Raw genomic sequence first — 15,379 nt, 5'->3', positions numbered from 1 at the left:
CATCGTCGCCTTATGCGACCGTAAAGTTGATGTTCGCGGTGTTTCCCGCCGTATCGGCTACGCCTACGATGCCGATCACATCTCCCGATGCTATTGAAATACCGGTTCCGCCCAAAGTAACTGTCAATATTGTTTTAGCACCATTCCAGTCGGCGGTTGCAGAGCTTCCAAAATTATGGGAATTGGTCAGCGTCAGCCCGCCGAGCGCGATGGCGCCATCCGTTGCTTCGTTAAATAGCAATGCGAATGTATCTCCTGCAGAAATTCCTGCCGTCCCTGAATCCGTGTAAGTGATCGCCGGCGTGCCCGCAGCGGGCGCCACGGTATCGAGGTTCAACGTCAACCCGGTGCTGGCGCTACCGACATTGCCCGAGACATCGATCACGCGCGCCGTGAGCGTCTTGCTGCCGTCGCTTCCCCAGTTGGCGCCCGCGGGTATGGCAATCGACACATTGGTTGCCGAGACGTGAGCAGCATTCAATACCTGAGTGACCGGCGTCGCAAACGGCGAGCCGCCCAGCAGCAATTCGACGGTGTCGCCTGCGGCGGCGCTGGTACCGGTAAGGTTGACTACGGCGGCCACACCTGCCGTGCGCTCGGTCGCATTGACGCCATTGGTCGCGGCTGCCATCGTGATAGCCGACGTCGGCGCGCCGGGCGCTGTTGCATCGAGCGCGACCGTGAGACTGCCGCCGGCTGTGCCGACATTGCCGGCGGCATCGGTGACGCGCGCGGTCAATGTCTTGTCGCCGGTCGCACCCCATACGGCTGCGCCAGGAATGGTAATGGTCACGTTATTGGCGGTGAGATGGGATGCATTCAAGGTCGCGGTCACCGGCGTGCCGAACGCCGTGCCGCCCAGCAGTATCGCGACACTGTCTCCGACGGCCGCTCCGCTGCCGGTGAGATCGACCACGACATCGACCCCGGCATTTCTTTCCGCGATGCTGATTCCATTGCTGGCGACGGCGACTGCCAGTGCATTGGCGGGCGCGGTCGGCACCGACGTGTCGAGCGTTACAGTCAGGCTGCCGCCCGCCGGGCTGGCGTTGCCGGCCGCGTCCTTGATCCGGACCGTGAGCACCCTGCTGCCGTCCGCTCCCCAGGTGGCGGTGCCGCCGACGGTCAGTACGGCGCTGTGACCGGCTACATCGCCGCTCGTGAGCATACGGACTACCGGCGTGGCGAATGCGGCGCCATCGATCATCAGTTCGACGATATCGCCGACCACGGCCGAGCCGCCGGTCAAGTCGACGCTGAACGCCACGCCCGCTGTTTTTTCCGCGGCATTGATCCCGCCCGCGGCGGCTGCGGAAGTAAGGGCGCCGCCAGGTGCGCCAGGTGTCACCGTATCGAGCACGACGGAGACGCTCTTGCCTTCGGTACCCAGGTTGCCGGCGGCATCCCTGATCTTTGCGCTGATGAGCTTGGTGCCGTCGCTGCCCCAGCCGGCGCTATTGCCAATGGTGACGGTTGCCGCCTTGGCGGTAATGTCGGCGGCGGTCAGCGTATAGGTGACCGGCGTCGAAAACGATGCGCCGCCAATCAAAATTTCGAGCACATCGCCGGCAACCGCATTGCTGCTGCCGAGTGCTGCGACGACGGCGACACCGGCGGCTTCTTCGGCGGCGCTGATGCCATTCGTCGCGGCCGCAATGGTGATGGCCGGACCGGCCGGTCCGGTGGAATCCAGCACCACCGTCAGGCTGCCGCCTCCTGCACCGATATTGCCGGCCGCATCCTTGACTCGCGCGGTCAGCACCTTGTTGCCGTCGTTACCCCAGTTCGCGCCGGCCGGGATGGTGACGGTCGCACTATTGGCGGTAATATCAGCCGCCGTCAGCACCTTGGTCGCTGGAACAGAGAAAGCCAGCGCGCCGATCAGAATTTCAACGGTGTCGCCGGCCGCCGCATTGGTGCCGGCCAGTGCAACCACGACATCGACGCCGGATGCCTTTTCCGCTGCGCTGATGCTGTTCGCGGCTGCAGCCACTACCAGTGCGGTGGTGGGGGCCGTGGGAGCCGTGGTATCCAGCACCACCGTCACGCCGCCGCCAGCCGGTCCGACATGGCCGGCCGCATCCTTCAGGCGCATCGTGATCAGTTTCTCGCCATCGCCGCCCCAGCTCGCCGCCGAAGGAATGGTGAACGTCGTTTTACCTGCCGTGATGTCGGCTGCCGCCAATGTCTTGTTGAGCGGGGTGGCAAACGGCACGCCGTTGATCAGCAACTCGACGATATTGCCGGCGACCGCATTGGTGCCGGCGAGATCGGCGACCACGGATACGCCCGCTGTCTTTTCCGCCGGGCTGATGCCGTTTGCACCTGCCGGTACGGTCAGCGGCGCGGTCGGCGCGCGCAAACCGCCGGAATTGTCGTTGTCGATGGACTCTTTCGCCGCCGCGACACTGGCCGAAGTATCGGACACGCTGCCCATGATGACCTTGAGCGTGTCGATGCTGATTTCCTTGCCTTTGGCCAGCTGCTGTTCGACCGCATGCTGCGCGACCCCATACCGGTTGACGATGAAGGTCTTGCCGGCGGTACCGTCCGGCGTATTCAGGCCGGCATTGATCATGTCCAGCACCAGCGAACTGCGGCTGCGCCCGCCGCTGAGCTGGCTCGTCCAGTACGCCAGGCCTTCGTCGTCGGGCAGCTTGTTGAAGATGTTGATGTAGATAAGCGTCAGGAAGGCATCGTTGGGCATTGCATCCGGATAGATGGCCTTGACGATGCCGAGATTGAAGACGATGTCGACGACTTGCGCGAAAGTCTTGCCCGCCGCGAGCTGGCCGCTCCAGTAATCGAACCCGCCCTTTTCAGGCGCGCGGTTGAAGCTGGCCATGTACAGTTTGATAAGTTCCAGCTGCGTGCTGTTCAGTGCCATGATGTCCTGATGTCGAGTGATGCCTGCCGCCGAAACAGCGGTGATCGCGGACAGCCGTGACTGCCCGTATCCCCTGTTTACGGCACGATTCACTCAACATGTAGGGTAGCGGCGTTCTTCCTGCGCGGTGCCTAAGGCTATCGATCAGGCGACCGAACTGTTCAAGGCTTCGTGCACCAGTCCATCGATTTCACCGGTAATGTCGGACAAAACGCCGGCCACCACCGAGAATTCGCGTCCTGCGTGCCCGGCGCGGGCCGCCACGATCTGTGCGTTGAATGACACCATCCGTGCTTGCCGGGCGATGGATTCGATATCGTTCATGATGCCGTGCAAATGCTTGCGCACGTGTAGAGCATGGCGCTTGGACAGGTCTTCGTAGATTTGCGTCAGCTGATTCAGTACCGCCAGCATCGGCGTCGCGCCGCGCACCAGTTCATCTAGGAGGGCAGGCGCCTGGCGAGCACCGGATTCGATCGCGGTGAGCGCACGCTGGGCCAGCGAGGCGAAATCGCGGATGTTGCGGTCGGCCTGCGGCGTACCGAAGTAAGCGTTCTTGAGTTCGCCGGAAAAATCATCCGGAAGCTTGCGAGCCTCGTCCACCAGCGCAACATGCGCATCCTCGAACAGTTTGAGCGCACTGCGCGCGGTCGCTACCGCATCGTCATGGCTGAGCGATGCGAGCACCGCATACAGCACCAGCCGCTGCGAGGTGAAGCGACGACGTCCGGAAAGGTTGATCATTGCGGCAAAGACTTCGCCGGAAATTTTGACGCCTCCGGTCGTGGTGGCAGTATCTGGCCTCTTTGCAATGGCAAGCGAACTCATAAGCATTCCTCGATAAGATTATTGCTTTGTGGATAGCATTTTCCATGCCTGCATAATGCGCCATGCCTTGCAACGCAATTGGTTGCACGTATTGCCGAACAGGGCAGCCGAATGCTTCACGAGAGGGCAGTTCTACTGCCGTGCACCGGTCCGGTTCATGCCGGGTTCGCCACAGTCTCCGGAGTATGCTAGGCTACGGCCTCCCGCCGCCGCCCTGAATCAAGGTGGCTGGCCTGGCGGGAAGCAACGCTGTTTGATCACTTTCCCTTATCGCGGGAAAACTCCGGGCGTGCTGCGGGCAATTGCGCGGCATCGACCTGTCCACGGCATGCACTCGCCTTACCAGGCCAGTCGCATACCGCAAACGATGGCGAAGACGTTTGCACAACCACCCCCCCCATGTTGTGTTCTCAAGCCGCAGCTACCAATGCGGTCGTGAGGATGCTTGACGCTTTGACTTGACGCCCCGCTGCGTCGGACTTGCATGACGAAACGCTGCGCTGCCGGCCGGCGCCATCGGCGCATTTGCCGCCGCTTTCTTCATCGTCCGCTTCGGGCTGCGGCCAAGACCACACCTACTTTTTATAAGAAGACGACATGAACAAGCTGGAACAACAAGCACTCGATTACCATGCCGCCGGACAGCGCGGCAAGATCGCGATCCAGGTCACCAAGCCGGTCGCCAGCCAGGCCGATCTCTCGCTCGCCTATTCGCCAGGCGTAGCCGTTCCCTGCGTTGAAATCAACAAGAACCCGGCAAAAGCCTATGAGTACACCGCGAAAGGCAATCTCGTTGGTGTGATCACCAACGGCACCGCAGTGCTTGGCCTGGGCGACATCGGCGCACTGGCCGGCAAGCCGGTCATGGAAGGCAAGGCGGTGCTGTTCAAGAAGTTCGCGGGTATCGACGCATTCGACATCGAGATCGATGAAACCGACCCGGACAAGCTGATCGATATCATCGCCGCGCTGCATCCGACCTTCGGCGGCATCAACCTCGAAGACATCAAGGCGCCGGAGTGTTTCCAGATCGAGCGCACGCTGCGCGAGCGGCTGTCGATTCCGGTATTCCATGATGATCAGCATGGTACGGCGATCGTGGTCGGCACCGGTTTCCTGAATGCGTTGCATCTGACCGGCCGCGATATCTCGCTGGTCAAGGTCGTATGTTCCGGCGCCGGTGCGGCCGCTATCGCCTGCCTCGACATGCTGGTGGACCTGGGTGTGCGGCGCGAGAATGTCTATGTCTGCGACAGCCGTGGCGTGCTCACCACCGAACGCGAACTGACCGCCGAAAAGCGCGCATGGGCGCAAGCGACCGATGCGAAGACGCTGTCGGACGTGATCGGCATGGCGGATGTGTTTCTCGGCCTGTCAGGTCCGGGTTTGCTGAAGCAGGACGACGTGAAAAAAATGGCGGCTCGTCCCATCGTGTTCGCGCTGGCCAATCCGGAACCCGAACTGCGACCGGAACTGATCCGCGAAGTCGCGCCCGATGCCATCATCGCGACCGGCCGTTCCGACTATCCGAACCAGATCAACAATGCCTTGTGCTTTCCTTACCTGTTCCGCGCCGCGCTCGATACCGGCGCGACCACGATCAATCAGGAAATGAAGCGTGCCTGCGTGGTGGCGCTGGCGGAAATGGCACGCAGTGACGACCAGTTCGGCAAGCAGTACATCGTGCCGACGCTGCTCGACAAGCGCTTGCTGACCGGCGTGACGCCGCAGATCGCCGTTGCCGCTCAGGCAAGCGGCGTGGCGCGCCGGCAGATCGATGCAGCACAGTACCGCGCGCAGCTCGAAGCCCTTGCGCAGACATTGCTGTAAATCGGATGCAGCCTCAGGCTGCGTTTAACACGCGATGATGAAACGCCAGATGGTCTTCGACAAACGTGGAGATGAAGTAGTAGCCATGGTCGTAGCCTTCATGCCGGCGTAGCGTCAGCGGCTGCCCGGCCGCGCTGCATGCCTGCTCGAACTGCTCGGGCAGCAGTTGCTCGTGCAGGAATGTGTCGCCCAGTCCCTGATCGATCAGGATGCCATGCGGAAAAGGCGTTTGCCGGTGCTTCATCAGCGCTGAGGCATCATGCTCAAGCCATTGGTTCCCGTCATGGCCCAGATAGCGGCTGAAGGCGTTTTGACCCCACGGACAATGGGACGGCGCCGTGACTGGCGCGAATGCCGATACCGATTTGTATTTGTCCGGATGGCGCAGCGCGAGCACCAGTGCGCCGTGTCCTCCCATCGAATGGCCGAAGATGCCGGTGCGCTCTGCATCGGCATTGAATTCGCTGAAGATCAGTTCGTGCAGTTCATCGGTGACATACGACTCCATGCGGAAGTGTTTGCTCCACGGGGCTTCGGTGGCGTCGAGGTAGAAGCCGGCGCCGTGGCCGAAGTCCCAATCCTGGTCGGCGCCGGGTATGCCGGTGTCGCGCGGGCTGGTGTCGCAGGTGACGAGCATGATGCCGAGTTGTGCGGCGATGCGTTGCGCGCCGGCTTTGATCATGAAGGTTTCTTCGGTGCAGGTCAGGCCTGCCAGGTAGAACAGTACGGGGACTAGTTCTTTTTCTTCGACCGGGGGGTGGAAGACGGAGAATTGCATGGGGAGGCCGGTGGTTCGGGAGTCGTGGCGGTAGTAGGCTTGGATGCCGTTGAAGCAGGGGTGTTCGGAGAGGATTTGTAGCATGGTGTGGTCCTCGTGTTTTGGGTGTCTCTTCGGTGATTCTGGGGGGCATTTCTTCGGTCAACCTAGCCGGGACTGGCCCCGGCGGGCCACTCACTTTCTTTGCTTCGCCAAAGAAAGTAAGCAAAGAAAGGCGACCCCACTGCCGCGCCCCTTCGGGGTTCCCAAAAGGGCGCTGTCTAAAGCGGGAAGCGCAGAACTCGCCTTCGGCTCCCCTCGGCGGGCCCAAACAACTGCGCTTCTTTATCCGCTTTAGACAGCGCCCTTTTGGCGTCGGCAGAGGGGGAAACTGCCAAAGCCTTTATAAGTGCTGAGTGATGCAGAATTGACTCATTCCACTATTGACGCCGCCAGAACCCCTCTCCCGCAAGCGGGAGAGGGGCAGGGGGTGAGGGCGTTCGTCAAGACCTCTTGCTCCCCATCCCCCTCAATACATCACCACCGACCTGATCGATTCCCCGCTCTTCATCAAATCAAACCCCTCATTGATCCGCTCCAGCGGCAGCTTATGCGTGATCAGATCATCGATATTGATCTTGCCTTCCATATACCAGTCGACAATCTTCGGTACATCAGTTCGTCCGCGCGCACCGCCGAACGCCGAACCCTTCCACACCCGCCCGGTGACGAGCTGGAACGGACGTGTGCTGATTTCCTGTCCGGCAGCAGCCACGCCGATGATGACCGACTGGCCCCATCCCTTGTGGCAGCATTCGAGCGCCTGGCGCATCGTGGTGGTATTGCCTATGCATTCGAAGCTGTAATCGGCGCCGCCATCGGTAAGCTGCACAATCGCATCGACCACGTTCTCCACTTCCTTAGGATTGATGAAATGCGTCATGCCGAACTTGCGTGCCATTTGTTCGCGTGCCGGGTTGATGTCCACGCCGATGATCTTGTCGGCGCCGACCATTCTTGCGGCCTGGATCACATTGAGGCCGATGCCGCCAAGGCCGAACACCACCACATTCGCACCGGCTTCGACCTTGGCAGTGAACAGCACCGCACCGACACCGGTGGTCACGCCGCAGCCGATGTAGCAGACCTTGTCGAACGGGGCATCGGAACGGATCTTTGCAACGGCGATTTCCGGCACGACGATATGGTTGGCGAAGGTCGATGTGCCCATGTAGTGGAACAGGGGTTTGCCGCCGATGGAGAAGCGGCTGGTGCCGTCGGGCATCAGGCCGCGTCCCTGCGTCGAGCGTATCGCCTGGCACAGGTTGGTCTTTTGCGACAGACAGAATTTGCATTGCCGGCATTCGGGCGTGTACAGCGGTATCACATGGTCGCCTTGCTTGAGCGAGCGCACATCGGGACCAACGTCGACTACGACGCCGGCTCCCTCGTGTCCGAGTATGGCGGGAAAGATGCCTTCCGGATCAGCGCCCGACAAGGTGTAGTAATCGGTATGGCAGATGCCGGTCGCCTTGACTTCGATGAGGACTTCGCCGGCACGCGGGCCGTCAAGATCCACTTGTTCCACGGATAGCGGTGCGCCGGCTTGCCAGGCGATTGCGGCTTTGGTCTTCATCGGACCCTCCTTGCAGATGAATTTAATTGGACGAGAAACTGCGATGCACAGTCCTCGAAGTATGACCATATTTATTTCATCCTGCCGGAGCCGGTTTGTCCGTCGTGTCCGATCAGGGATCAGGTATTGCGAATCACCACCAGTCGCGACAGGCCGAACAGGTTGACCTTCTTGACCGATTGCACTTCCCAGTCGTATTTCATGATCTGTTCGTCGAAGCAAAAGTCCGAACGGAAACCGATGCGATTGGCCAGCGAGCGGACTGCCCGTTCCAGAAACCACCAGAAGCGGCTGCCGCTGAAGTGGTTCAGGATCAGGATAGTCCCGCCCTTGCGGCATACGCGCCGGATCTCCGCGACCAGGCGTTCGGGATGCGGCGTTACCGACAGCACATAAGGCATTGCCACGCAGTCGAAAGATCCGTCGGGAAAGTCCATCATCTCGGCATTCATCGCCACCAGGTGAATATTGCGACTGTGCAGGGCCTTCGCACGTTCTCGCGCAATCTCAAGCATCTCGTTGGAAATGTCGATGCCGACAACGGACGACGTAGCCGGATAATTTCCCAACGTGAGGCCGGTACCGACGCCGACTTCAAGAATGGAGGTGGGATGAACCGCGTTGACTGCAGCAGTCAATGCGCGGCGGCCAGGTTCGAATGCGGCCCCGAACAGGCTGTCGTACAGCGGCGCATAGAAACGGTAGGTGCTGACTACATTTTCGACGGAAATTTCAGCCATACGCAGGAGGGATAGAGTTAGGTGGATGGGAGCTTGTCAAACGGGAACACGCCTGACATGGTCAAACTGATAATTAAGACATGTGGATGCACGAAAGTTCATCACCGGTATGACCGGCTGATACAAGTCGCGCAAGTAGCCGGTGCGCGGCTTCAAGGGGAGCCCGCGCCGGGAATCTGCACCCGGGCTGCCTGAATACGGCCATTTCTTTCGGCGAGTGCGCGCGTCTCTCTGGAAACGCGTCCTGTCACCATGAACAAGGTATTGCCTTCGGGGCCGCCGAGCGTGCAGGCGATGGCCTGATCCTGCACACTGATGCGATCCGCGATATCGCCGCCTTCACGCACACGCAGGAATTCCGACGTGGTCGGCGAAGCGACCCAGACTGCGCCCTCCGCATCGAGGCAAATACCATCGGGGGAGGCTTCGCCTAAGTTTGCCCATACCCTGCGCCGGCCAAGCGAGCCATCGGCCGCGATATCGAAAGCGGTCAGCCGCTTGCCGAAGGTTTCGGCAATGATCAGCGTCGACTGGTCAGGGGTGATGACAGCGCCGTTGGGGAACAATAATTCGTCAGCCACCGGCCGTATGCTGCCGTCGACATCAACCATCAGCAGCACGGTCGACTGCACCGGTGCACGGTTGAGCATGTCGAAGCCGAAGTTGCCGATGTAGGCACGACCTTTACGGTCCACCACCATGTCATTGCAATGGTGCGGTGTCAGGTCACTCAGATCGGCTACCGTATTGAGCCCGTCATGGTCGAGGCGCAGCAGGCGGCGGTCGTTCATCGACACGACCAGCATGCGGCCATCCGGAAGCCAGCCCAGCCCCGAGGGCTGGCCCGCGACTTCGCACACCGTTTCCGGTTCGCCGCCCAGGCGCAGGCGCATCACCTTGTGCGTGTAGAAGTCGGAAAACCACAGCATGTTCTCGTGCCAGCGCGGCGCTTCCGCAAAAGCGAGCCCGTCGACCACCGTTTCGATGTGTACGTCTTGCACCATCTGCTCTCCTCAACATGATGTCTTATACCAATCCGCATCCCTAACTCAACATGACATTTACGTTTTTCCGTTTGGCGGCGTTGCAGTCGAAAAAATCCAACGACTTCATTTGTCATGTTACGAGTCAGGATTGGTATTGCTTGCGGACATCTTACCGGCATTGGCGCATGCATGCATGCCGCACATGGCGGCACCCGTTGCCTGCTTATTTGGGCCGTGGATCCTGAAGGTCGCTGCCGGGGGAAGACAGACGGTTCTCACGCACCTCGCATACGGCCGCCGCTACCGCACGGGCGACGTTGCGCGTTTCTTCCTGCACCGCGATATCGTGGTCCAGGGCTTCGTGGCTTTGCGCATAGGATTCGTAATAGCCGATATAGCGATCAAGACGCGATTGCTTGCCGGCATCGATCAAGCCCATCCAGTCCAGCCAGTCGGACAGTCCGCGCCGCACGCCTTCAATACCCGCGACGTCCCCATGCACCATCAAACCGTATGCGCGGCCGGCAAGGTGTTTGGGATAAGGCCATCCTGCGTTTTCAATGGCTTTTGCTTTTTCGGCGTTCTTGCCCGAGGTGGTAGTCGGGTCCGGATTGCCGCCATCGGCGCAGACCAGCCTGTCCATCATCAGCTTGAGCACGCTGGGTACCTGATACCAGTAGACCGGGGTGAGGATGATGATGGCATGCGCGGAGACCCATTTTTCATAGATCTCGTTCATCCAGTCATTGGTCATGCGCTGCGCATGATTGGGGTAGCAGCTGCATGGCCAGTGGCACAGCGGCATCGCGGTGGATACGCAGCCCTTGCAGGGATGGATGTGGCGGTCGTAATCCGAGGTGAGCAGGCTCAGGTCGAGCAGATCGGCTTCGATATCATGTGCGGTCAGGATTTCTTCGGCGATGCGGGTCAGGCGGAAGGTCTTGGAAATTTCGCCGGGGCAAGAGCCATCGTTGCGGGCCGACGCGCATATCAGCAATACGCGCGAGCGCGTGGCCGGATCCTTTTGCCGCGCTTCCGCTGCCAGCAGCCGCTCGTGGGCTTCGCGCCACTCGATCGAGAGATCGTAATCCGGATCGGCATAGCCCGGACCGGCCTTGACGGTCACCGGCGCCTTGCGGCTATGGCTATAGTTTTCCCAGGCGATTTCTTCGACTACGCGCAAAGCATCTTTCGCCTGGTCGAAGGTGGGATCCTTGAACGATTGATGAAAGCGGATGCGAAATTCCTCGCGCTCCAGTGTGGGAGGAGCCTGCCCGGTACGAGGTTTCGTCATTGAATGAAAGGAGGAAGCGATCCGATGATCGATGCGATGATTTTACGCAGCTGCTGACTAGTAGCTTTGCTGAAGCTCAAGCGGAAACGGCAACTTGCTTTGATATGCCTTCAGACAATATTTATCTCGAGGAATGATCCTCGTCGCGCTTAGCCTTCGCATCGCGGCGCAGGCGTTGCAATCCAGGCGGCTCGCCGCCGAACCACATCCATTGCGGATCGGTCGCGCCGCGGTTCAGACACCAGGTATGCCAGCGCATCGTCACATGGAAGCCGAGCGCTATGGCCGTCAGCGCAAGCAGGACTGCGGCGGTAAGCCAAGCGAATACCGTCACTAATGACACGTCCGGAATCGTTTTCTGGGCGAAATAAATAATCAGCGCGGAAATCACCGTCACGCAGATCAATACGCGCGCCAAAAATCCGAAACGGGCCTTACGGTTCATCATGTCTCCTTGCCGCGATCATGCGGATGCCGAAGCATACCAAACCTGCACACCGCTTCATCGGTTTGAGAGGAAATCAGGCGGCTTGGTTCAGTGCCGATCGAACGGCATGCGGCGATATCGGGTCAGCATGCGTTCCAGCATGTCGAACGCAAACTGCGTGAGCAGGGCCAGCGCCGCCGCCGGCAGTGCGCCTGCGAGCAACATGTCATTGTCATTGATGGCGAGGCCGGTCGCGATGCGTTCGCCATAACCGCCGGCACCGATAAAGGCGGCGATGGTGGCGGTGCCCACACTCATGACGGCGGCGGTCTTGATGCCGGCGAGGATGACCGGCAGAGCAAGCGGAAGATCGACATGAAGCAGCCGGTCGCGTTTGGTCATGCCCAGGGCCAAGGCAGCCATGCGCAAGCCGCCCGGCACCTGTTCGATGCCGATACTGGTATTGCGTACGATGGGCAGCAGCGCATAGAGAAAGAGCGCAATCAGTGCCGGCACCACGCCGATGGTTCCCAGCAGCGGAATCAGCATGGCCAGCAGCGCCAGCGACGGTACGGTCTGCAGTACCCCGACCACAGCCATCACGGCATGGCGCACACGCGGTACATAGGCGGCAAGGATGCCGAGCGGCACGCCGATTGCGGTGGCGGACAATACCGACAGCAGTACCAGCAGCAAATGCTCGCGCGTCAGTCGCCACAATTGACCGTCAAACAGCCTGGCCTGCACACCGCCGGCTTGCCTGGCTTGCTGCTTGCCGTTCGACAGGAAGCCGGCGGCAACCTCGGAAAACGGTTTGCCTTCCAGTTCCGCGCCTGCATTCATTGCGAGCATATCGTCAGCGGAAATTTTTCCCTGCAATTGCTGCAACGCCCGCCAGGCATCGGGAAAGCGTTGTGCGATATCCAGCCGGTACAGCAGCAGGGCATCGTAACGGGGAAAATAGCCTGCATCGTCCTTGAGCACATGCAATCCGTACTGCCGGATCTTGGCATCGGTCGCGTAGATGTCGATCACATCGACCTGGCGCGCCGACAAGGCCTGATAAGCAAGACCGTGGTCCAGCCCGGTCGGTGTGTGCGGCAGCCCGTAACGCGCGGCCAATCCCGCCCAGCCATCGGCGCGACCGATGAACTCATGCGACAGGCCAAGGCGCAAGCCGGGATGGCGGGACAGGTCGCCCAGCGTTTCCAACCCGAGCTGGCGATCGCTGCCGCGCACCGCCAGCGCATAGCTGTTGTTGAAACCGAGCGGCACCGCTGCGGCCAGTCCGAACGACGCCAGCTCGCGATTGATTTCTTGCAGAGAAACGGGTGACTTATGCTTGAGTATTTCCTGATCTATCGTGCCCAGGTATTCGGGATAGATATCGATGTTGCCGGACTTCAGCGCTTCAAAGACGATGGCGGTATTGCCGAGACCTTGCTTGTGTTCCACCTGGGTATGCGGCGCGGCAGTCTGGCGGATGACCTCTCCGAGCAGGTAAGATTCGGTAAAGCGTTTTGAGCCGACGCGCAGAACGTCGGCACCTTGCGCGGCGAACGATGCCAGCAGCATGGCAGCCGCTGTCACGCAGAGCAGGAGCTTGGTACCAATCCCGGCCCATAGCGTGACATGCCATCGCGTCTTTTTCCGGGCGCGCCGAAGCCGCCTGCCTGCGTTGCACTCGTCGTCCATAGCACCGCTATGGACTCCTCCTGCGCCTTGCCAGTCAAAAAAATCCATCGATGTCATTTGCCACGTTATGGGTCGGGATTGGTCCATGACGCAAGATCGACCGATGTGTCATGCGACATGCCTCGTTCTTTTGTCAGCCCGGCTTGCCGGGAATCGTGCAGCGCGCATCCTTGTAAGGCCCGGCAACCCGTTCCCAGCCAGCGCCCGGCGAATTCTGGGCGCAGGTTTCGCCACCGTCTGTCAGGCTGCGCCATATATGCCACGCAGCCAGGGCGGCATGCGCGGCACACATGCCGCTCAACAATACCGCGCCGGCGATGGTGGCGATCACGGCAATACGCCTACGCATGTGCCGGCCTCAATAGCTTCCCATGAAATCGCGTTTGCCGATTTCTACACCATTGTGACGCAGGATTGCATAAGCGGTAGTCACATGGAACAGAAACTGCGGCAGCGCATAGTGCAGCAGATAAGTCTGTCCCGCGAATTTTCTTTCGCGCGGCGTGCCTTGTTGAATCACCACTTCACGTTCTTCGCTGCCATTGATTTGCGCCGGGGTAATGCCCTCGATCAATGCCAATGTCTTTGCGATTCGTGCACGCAATTCATCGAAGCTTTGCTCCTTGTCTTCATAACTTGGTATCTCCATGCCTGCCAGTCTGGCGCAGGCGCCTTTGGCAAAATCGCTGGCGATTTGCACTTGGCGTGCGAGCGGAAGCATGTCGGGGAAAAGTCGCGCCTGCAGCAGGGCATTCGGATCGATCTTCTTTGCGCTCGCATGCGCGTCGGCCTTGTTCAGCACGTCGTTAAGGCTGTTGAGCATCTGGCGGAATACAGGGACGGATGCCGCATACATCGATATTGCCATCGGGTTCTCCTTGAAATGGAGTGACGAGTATAGCGGTCCAAGAGCCGGCACGCTGAGGTCGTGCGGGCCGGCGACGCGTTTGATTTGACACAAGCACTGTGTCCAGAGTCGTCCTATTGTGAAGCGACGGCATATTCATGACTGCCGTTCACCAAGGAGACCATCATGAATGAGCAGCAAAACACGCAGCTCGTCCAGCAAGCCTATGCCAAGTTTCAGGCAGGAGATATCCCCGGCCTGCTTGAAATGTGCGCGGACGATATCGAATGGGAACTGGACCCTAACGACGACGTGCCGTTCAGCGGTGCGCGGCATGGCAAGGAAGCGGTAAGGGAATTTTTCAGCACCCTCGACCAATCGCAGCAACCACTGCATTTCGAACCACGCGAGTTCATTGCGCAAGGCGACAAGGTGGTAGCACTCGGCCACTATGCATGGAACGTGAAATCCACCGATCGCACCTTTGAAAGCGACTGGGCGGAAATCTTCACGATTCGCGATGGCAAGATTGCACGCTTCCGCGAGTTTGCCGATACCGCCGCCGGAGCCGCCGCTTATCGTTCGCATTAGTGACATTAGCGCCGAAGGGAGAAGCGAGCGACAGTAGATGCAGCATGAGTCCATATTGCTTGCGTAATTGTCAATCAGTTGCCTTCGTCAATTGATAGCCGTCAACCGGAATCGCGCTGGGGCTCGTATGTTATGTAGATAGATAGTAGATAGCATGCGGCCCCGCGGATACGGAGCGGGTTGATGAATTTACACGATGGAGGAAGGTATGGAATTACTCTGGTTTCTTCTAATTGGTCTCATCGCCGGGTGGCTGGCGAGCGCAATTGTCGGCGGCGGATTTGGCGTGGTCGGCGATATCGTTGTTGGAATAGTAGGCGCCTTCCTTGGCGGTTTCCTGTTTCGCAGTCTTGGCATCTCGGCAGGCGGCGGCATGCTGGGCAGCATCATCGTTGCCACGGTCGGCGCCATTGTGCTGATTCTGTTGCTGCGCCTGTTCAAACGCGCGTAGAGGAAAGGGAACGGACCGGAGAAAGGAAGCAAAGCCATCGGTGAGAAAGACGCAGTAAAGCGCCAATAGCCAGACCGTTTCGCAGTTCGGTGTTGGAACAGAGTGAACAGGGCGCCGCAAGCGGGCGCCCTGTTGGTTTTGCGTCGACGAAACGGACGCTTCCAGGATTACTTTCCAACTTGGTGCAACAATGCCTCGGTGACTTCCACAATCGATTTCGACTCGAATTCCGGTCCTGTCGCCTTGGGAAACGAGGATTGCGATGATGCGTTTGTGGTTTTGCCTGACCATTTTTCCATCAGGCGGGACAGTACATTTGCGGCATCCACATTGCCGCTCCTTCTGCGATCTTGCATAACACCCCCAAAGAAAACTTAGTTGCCGATGGCCAATTTTGGTTCTATGACGTC

At 59.8% G+C, this 15,379-nt stretch carries 15 protein-coding genes; 3 read left to right on the top strand and 12 right to left on the bottom strand.

Features of this window, described 5'->3' with window-relative positions:
- Window positions 1-10 precede the first annotated feature (10 nt).
- Both D3871_RS12925 and D3871_RS12920 read right to left on the bottom strand, forming a co-directional pair.
- Entirely contained in the window at window positions 11-2,887 is a 2,877-nt protein-coding gene (locus D3871_RS12925) for a DUF4214 domain-containing protein (protein WP_119769262.1), read from the bottom strand.
- Window positions 2,888-3,031: 144 nt separating this feature from the next.
- Window positions 3,032-3,715 (bottom strand): methyl-accepting chemotaxis protein, encoded by a 684-nt coding sequence (locus tag D3871_RS12920; protein ID WP_119769261.1) that lies wholly within the window; start codon window positions 3,713-3,715, stop codon window positions 3,032-3,034.
- A gap of 597 nt (window positions 3,716-4,312) precedes the next feature.
- On the opposite strand from D3871_RS12920, the gene D3871_RS12915 reads away from it, so the two are divergent.
- A complete protein-coding gene (locus tag D3871_RS12915; protein WP_119769260.1) occupies window positions 4,313-5,545 on the top strand; it encodes a malic enzyme-like NAD(P)-binding protein in 1,233 nt (410 codons plus the stop codon).
- Window positions 5,546-5,558: 13 nt separating this feature from the next.
- Here D3871_RS12915 and fghA read toward each other — a convergent pair whose 3' ends face one another.
- The 9 genes from fghA to D3871_RS12870 form a co-directional block, all read right to left on the bottom strand.
- Window positions 5,559-6,407 carry an S-formylglutathione hydrolase gene (fghA, locus tag D3871_RS12910; protein WP_119769259.1) on the bottom strand — a complete coding sequence of 283 codons (849 nt, stop codon included), beginning with the start codon at window positions 6,405-6,407 and terminating at the stop codon, window positions 5,559-5,561.
- Between the two features lie 424 nt (window positions 6,408-6,831).
- Window positions 6,832-7,938, bottom strand: coding sequence for an S-(hydroxymethyl)glutathione dehydrogenase/class III alcohol dehydrogenase (locus tag D3871_RS12905; RefSeq protein WP_119769258.1), 1,107 nt, complete (start codon window positions 7,936-7,938; stop codon window positions 6,832-6,834).
- A 119-nt stretch (window positions 7,939-8,057) separates the two neighbouring features.
- Window positions 8,058-8,678, bottom strand: coding sequence for a class I SAM-dependent methyltransferase (locus tag D3871_RS12900; RefSeq protein ID WP_119769257.1), 621 nt, complete (start codon window positions 8,676-8,678; stop codon window positions 8,058-8,060).
- A 152-nt stretch (window positions 8,679-8,830) separates the two neighbouring features.
- Complete coding sequence (locus D3871_RS12895; RefSeq protein ID WP_119769256.1) at window positions 8,831-9,682, bottom strand: SMP-30/gluconolactonase/LRE family protein; 852 nt, start codon at window positions 9,680-9,682, stop codon at window positions 8,831-8,833.
- Window positions 9,683-9,887: 205 nt separating this feature from the next.
- A complete protein-coding gene (locus tag D3871_RS12890; RefSeq protein ID WP_119769255.1) occupies window positions 9,888-10,958 on the bottom strand; it encodes a flavodoxin family protein in 1,071 nt (356 codons plus the stop codon).
- A 121-nt stretch (window positions 10,959-11,079) separates the two neighbouring features.
- Window positions 11,080-11,406: a hypothetical protein gene (locus tag D3871_RS12885; protein WP_147376807.1), complete on the bottom strand. Its 327-nt coding sequence runs from the start codon at window positions 11,404-11,406 to the stop codon at window positions 11,080-11,082.
- An 87-nt stretch (window positions 11,407-11,493) separates the two neighbouring features.
- On the bottom strand, window positions 11,494-12,960 hold the full coding sequence (locus D3871_RS12880; protein WP_119770055.1) for a glycine betaine ABC transporter substrate-binding protein: 1,467 nt from the start codon (window positions 12,958-12,960) through the stop codon (window positions 11,494-11,496).
- 253 nt (window positions 12,961-13,213) lie between these two features.
- Window positions 13,214-13,429 (bottom strand): hypothetical protein, encoded by a 216-nt coding sequence (locus tag D3871_RS12875; RefSeq protein ID WP_119769253.1) that lies wholly within the window; start codon window positions 13,427-13,429, stop codon window positions 13,214-13,216.
- Window positions 13,430-13,438: 9 nt separating this feature from the next.
- Complete coding sequence (locus D3871_RS12870) at window positions 13,439-13,948, bottom strand: DUF1993 domain-containing protein (protein WP_119769252.1); 510 nt, start codon at window positions 13,946-13,948, stop codon at window positions 13,439-13,441.
- Window positions 13,949-14,113: 165 nt separating this feature from the next.
- Here D3871_RS12870 and D3871_RS12865 point away from each other — a divergent pair, with 165 nt between their 5' ends.
- Window positions 14,114-14,518 carry a nuclear transport factor 2 family protein gene (locus tag D3871_RS12865; protein ID WP_119769251.1) on the top strand — a complete coding sequence of 135 codons (405 nt, stop codon included), beginning with the start codon at window positions 14,114-14,116 and terminating at the stop codon, window positions 14,516-14,518.
- Between the two features lie 208 nt (window positions 14,519-14,726).
- A complete protein-coding gene (locus D3871_RS12860) occupies window positions 14,727-14,969 on the top strand; it encodes a GlsB/YeaQ/YmgE family stress response membrane protein (protein WP_119770054.1) in 243 nt (80 codons plus the stop codon).
- A gap of 167 nt (window positions 14,970-15,136) precedes the next feature.
- Here D3871_RS12860 and D3871_RS30225 read toward each other — a convergent pair whose 3' ends face one another.
- The gene (locus D3871_RS30225) at window positions 15,137-15,298 is read right to left on the bottom strand and encodes a hypothetical protein (RefSeq protein ID WP_158597932.1); all 162 of its coding nucleotides are present in this window, start codon (window positions 15,296-15,298) and stop codon (window positions 15,137-15,139) included.
- Between the last annotated feature and the right edge of the window lie 81 nt (window positions 15,299-15,379).

Origin of the sequence: Noviherbaspirillum saxi (assembly GCF_003591035.1) — a bacterium.
GTDB lineage: Bacteria > Pseudomonadota > Gammaproteobacteria > Burkholderiales > Burkholderiaceae_D > Noviherbaspirillum > Noviherbaspirillum saxi.
This window is presented reverse-complemented; position numbering and strand designations above follow the sequence as displayed.